General features: G+C 56.4%; 1 protein-coding gene. It reads right to left on the bottom strand.

What is annotated here, in order from left to right:
- The coding region (locus tag IEW15_RS25645; protein WP_268237211.1) for a beta-1,3-glucanase family protein at positions 1-537 on the bottom strand (537 nt) is incomplete at its 3' end.
- Between the last annotated feature and the right edge of the window lie 78 nt (positions 538-615).

The raw sequence follows: 615 nt of genomic DNA, 5'->3' as shown, positions 1-615 counted from the left end.
GCGCTGGTGGGCCGGCCACGAGCAGGCGACCATCGCCGCCTGACTCAAATGAAACAGCCTCCGGCAAACCCGGAGCGGTTCAGTCTGCTCGACCAGGCTATTGCAGATCCGCGACACAGAGTCGGCTCCCAGCCCTTTGATAATTTGCGTTCTGCCGTCCCGGGCTACCAAACTCAAGCCAAGAGGCAGTCCGACGAAATCGACGTAGCTGATGTTTGCCCAGAGAGCCAGATCGGTGCTGTAGGTAAATTCGATAAAACCCCGATTAATTGCCGAACTTGGATCCTGAAGGTTGGTTACGGACGGTTGTACCAAGCCGTCTCCATTGGGGGTCTTCACCATAGAGAAATTGAGAGTTCCTTGGGAAAAATAGATACGGCCAGAAGCAATGGGGATTGGCAAGCTCATGCTAAGGACGCTGCCCTGAGCAGGCAGAGGAATGGAAACGTCATTCCCGATGGGCACTGGAACACCGGATATTCCGGAGCTCGGGTAGATCAGGGTGGCATCATCCTTGACGAAGACAACTCTGGTAATTGCTCACGTCGCCGACGGAGCCAAGGCTACGATGCGACCGGCAGGGCGGCTCCGTCAAGGGTGAGCCGAATTGCGCGA

The sequence above is a fragment of the Tistrella bauzanensis genome, assembly GCF_014636235.1.
GTDB classification, from domain to species: Bacteria; Pseudomonadota; Alphaproteobacteria; order Tistrellales; family Tistrellaceae; genus Tistrella; species Tistrella bauzanensis.
This window is presented reverse-complemented; position numbering and strand designations above follow the sequence as displayed.